The 2,762-nt window shown below is 32.8% G+C and carries 4 protein-coding genes and 1 pseudogene; all 5 read left to right on the top strand.

Features of this window, described 5'->3' with window-relative positions:
• The first annotated feature begins 91 nt into the window (after positions 1-91).
• The 5 genes and pseudogenes from K737_RS11365 (at position 92) to K737_RS01555 (ending at position 2,508) form a co-directional block, all read left to right on the top strand.
• A complete protein-coding gene (locus tag K737_RS11365) occupies positions 92-223 on the top strand; it encodes a hypothetical protein (protein ID WP_006289430.1) in 132 nt (43 codons plus the stop codon).
• Between the two features lie 260 nt (positions 224-483).
• The gene (locus K737_RS11785; RefSeq protein WP_081731138.1) at positions 484-669 is read left to right on the top strand and encodes a transposase; all 186 of its coding nucleotides are present in this window, start codon (positions 484-486) and stop codon (positions 667-669) included.
• Positions 670-1,150: 481 nt separating this feature from the next.
• A complete protein-coding gene (locus tag K737_RS01565; protein WP_006289428.1) occupies positions 1,151-1,585 on the top strand; it encodes a hypothetical protein in 435 nt (144 codons plus the stop codon).
• Between the two features lie 40 nt (positions 1,586-1,625).
• Positions 1,626-1,940 (top strand): hypothetical protein, encoded by a 315-nt coding sequence (locus K737_RS01560; protein ID WP_006289425.1) that lies wholly within the window; start codon positions 1,626-1,628, stop codon positions 1,938-1,940.
• Between the two features lie 359 nt (positions 1,941-2,299).
• A pseudogene (locus K737_RS01555) lies at positions 2,300-2,508 on the top strand (helix-turn-helix domain-containing protein).
• The last annotated feature ends 254 nt before the right edge of the window (positions 2,509-2,762 follow it).

The following is a 2,762-nucleotide window of genomic DNA, read 5'->3' as shown; positions in this document are numbered from 1 at the left end:
TAGGCGCTTTAATTGGCAAATACAAATACAATTGCAATTGGTTTGATGCAATTGGTTTCATATCTGGCTTACAAAGGGGGCTACATCTTGGGTGCTAGCAAACCTTCCAAAAGAAAGCGGTAGTGTTATGGATAATGCCGCTTTCCATAAAGGGAAAGATATGCAAAAGATGCTAGAAGATGCCATGGTTTACTTTGTTTGCCTTTTTATTCCCCTGATCTAAATCCAATTGAGAAAAAATGGGGCCCAAGTCAAGCATATAAGAAGAACATTATCGTAACCTTTTTATACTGATTTAGATATATATTGATGAAAGCGGCATTGATAGGCTATGTGCAAAGACAGAAAATGGGGCAGAAACAGTGAAAAGTTGGCTGGCAAAAAGAGTGGGAAATAGTATCAAAGAACAAATAGTATTGCCGGTTTGGTTAATAACAAACTGATAGCACCAATGGGTTTTAACGGACTTGGGTAGAAAAATTTCTGATCAAGGAACTAAGGCCTGGCCAAGGTGTTATTATAGATAATGTCTCTTTTCATAAATCCAAGAGAAGTAAAAAATTAATAGAATCTGTAAAATGCGGTATAATTTTTCTACCTCCTTACTCTTGTGATTTGAATCCAATAGAGAAAATCTGGGCCAATATGAAGAGGGGGGCAATATACTAAATTTTAACGCTCTATTCGACGCTATTTCGTGCTTCTTTAAAAACTCTAATTCAACCTAAATTACTATATATAAAAAACACTATCCTATAGAAGAAGATTTACGAACCCCTTGGGGTTTTAGAATCGGTGCTTTGCGAGTTTATGCGCGAGTTTAAAAATATAATTGTGAAAAGTATATGTACCTCTTCGTATTTCTTACTTATTTAGGATTTAATCTGATTGTAAAAATTTTTGATTAAGGATTAAAATTCGCGTGATAGTTTTAAAGAGGTATATTAAGTTTTTTTTATAATTATTTACAATTTTATCATTATTTTTATAACAAATTTATTGTAGAATTTCTTATGATTTTTAATACTAGTAAAATTTTCCTGATTAATCTTATTTTTTTTAATATCAAACTGGAAATAACTAAGTTGTTTAGTTGTTTATTCAGATTATTCTGACAGAATAGAGAAAGAAAAAATTTAAGGAGCAAGATATGACGCAAAAAACTCTTCCCATTTTAGGCACCGCGTGTGCTATTTCCCTTGTTTTATTAGGATTTGTCGCAGGGTGTAAGAAAAAAGATGAAAAAGAAGAAGTTTCTTCTGATAAAGATAAAGGAGAAGCCACAAAAGAACCTTCACCAAGCGAAGAAAAAAAGGACATTAATATGTCTGATTCGCAAGAAAAAAGTGCGGAAACAGATGTAAGTTCTGAATCTGAAGAAGTAAAAAAAGAAGAGGGGGGGGATAATAAAGAAGAAAAATCAGAAGAAGATAAGAAAGAAAAGAAGAAAAAAGCGAATTCGAGTAGTAAAGGAGACGAAAAAAGAGTGGCCTTAGTAGAAAAAACTCTAAAAGATATGGCGGTTGCTTTATCAGATTCTCGTAACAAATCAAAATCTGTTGAAGATGACGTGCTTTTAGCCTAGTCAAATATTAAAATTATATTGTAAAGGGGAATAAAGGTCTATGGAATTCAAGCTATATCAAAGCAAGAACTGGAAAATTGGATTTTCAATTTTTGGAATGATATCTTCGTGTTTTGCAAATTTACCAGATATTACGCTTGCGCCTTTTGCGCCGACTGCTCCAATTACTCCTGAAGCTTCACCTGCTTCTCCCGACCTGGGCGCGTCGCCTGCTTCGCCCAATCCCTCTGCAACCCCTGCTCAAGAAAAGGTTATCGATCCGCCAGTTCCTGAAAATCGTATCGAAAAATACTATTCTACTTCCTTTGCTGACCATTTTGGCCCCTCACCTTGGGTGATTTCTAGCACACCTTAATTTTGGAAAATATTTTATTGATCAAAAATTCTCAAAACCAATAGACGTTTTAACTAATAAAATAAATCTATTATAAAGTCTGGTTTTTGAAAAGCATTTATCGAATTAAAACATAGCTTGATAAATGCTTAAAATTAAAATTTAATATTATGTATATTATGTATATTATGTTGCATTATTTTATCAAAGTATTTAAAAAAAATCAATTAGATTTACTTAATAATTTATTTTTCTAATTAAATCACTAATTATATTCGTTCAAAATTTTTTAATGGGAGCTTTTAACTAAAGATCTTTTTTGTTAGAACTGGTAAAGAAATTCTTTTAAAAGTCTCTAAAAATGATTGTATGTACATTTTGTGAATGTTAGTAATGCTTTAAAAGCGGTTTTGTTCAAGGGTTTCAGCAGTACAAATGTAAAAAATGTGGAAAAAATTCACGAGGTGTGCCCGAGAAAGACAAGCTCAAATCCCTCGTTTTATACGCAAGCGGCCTTTCAATGAACCGAATTGCTCAGCGTTTTGGTGTCAGCGCGACCTCAGTTTTGAAGAGGGTGGGCACCTTATAATCAAGGCTATGCGCCAAAATTTTTGCATTATTAAAAAAAAAGAAGCAAAAAATTTGGATTTTTAAAGCTTGGATTTTTAAAGTCTGTGATCGTGCTGGAAAACAGTTTATCGATTGGGAATTTGGTGATCGCTTGAGTCAAACATTCAAACGACTTTTTGAACGATTAAAAAAATAGAAAATTTTATTTTGTTGCGCAGATCATTGGGCAGGTTTTAATAAAATTATTCCAAGCAACAGCCTCTTTCAGGGAAA

The sequence above is a fragment of the Holospora undulata HU1 genome (genome assembly GCF_000388175.3).
GTDB lineage: Bacteria > Pseudomonadota > Alphaproteobacteria > Holosporales > Holosporaceae > Holospora > Holospora undulata_A.
The sequence above is the reverse complement of the archived record's forward strand: the minus strand, read 5'-3'. Positions and strand labels throughout refer to the sequence as shown.

Coding starts and splice junctions, on each gene's coding strand:
- K737_RS01565 (WP_006289428.1), top strand. CDS start 1,151: ATGACGCAAAAAACTCTTCCCATTTTAGGCACCGCGTGTGCTATTTCC.
- K737_RS01560 (WP_006289425.1), top strand. CDS start 1,626: ATGGAATTCAAGCTATATCAAAGCAAGAACTGGAAAATTGGATTTTCA.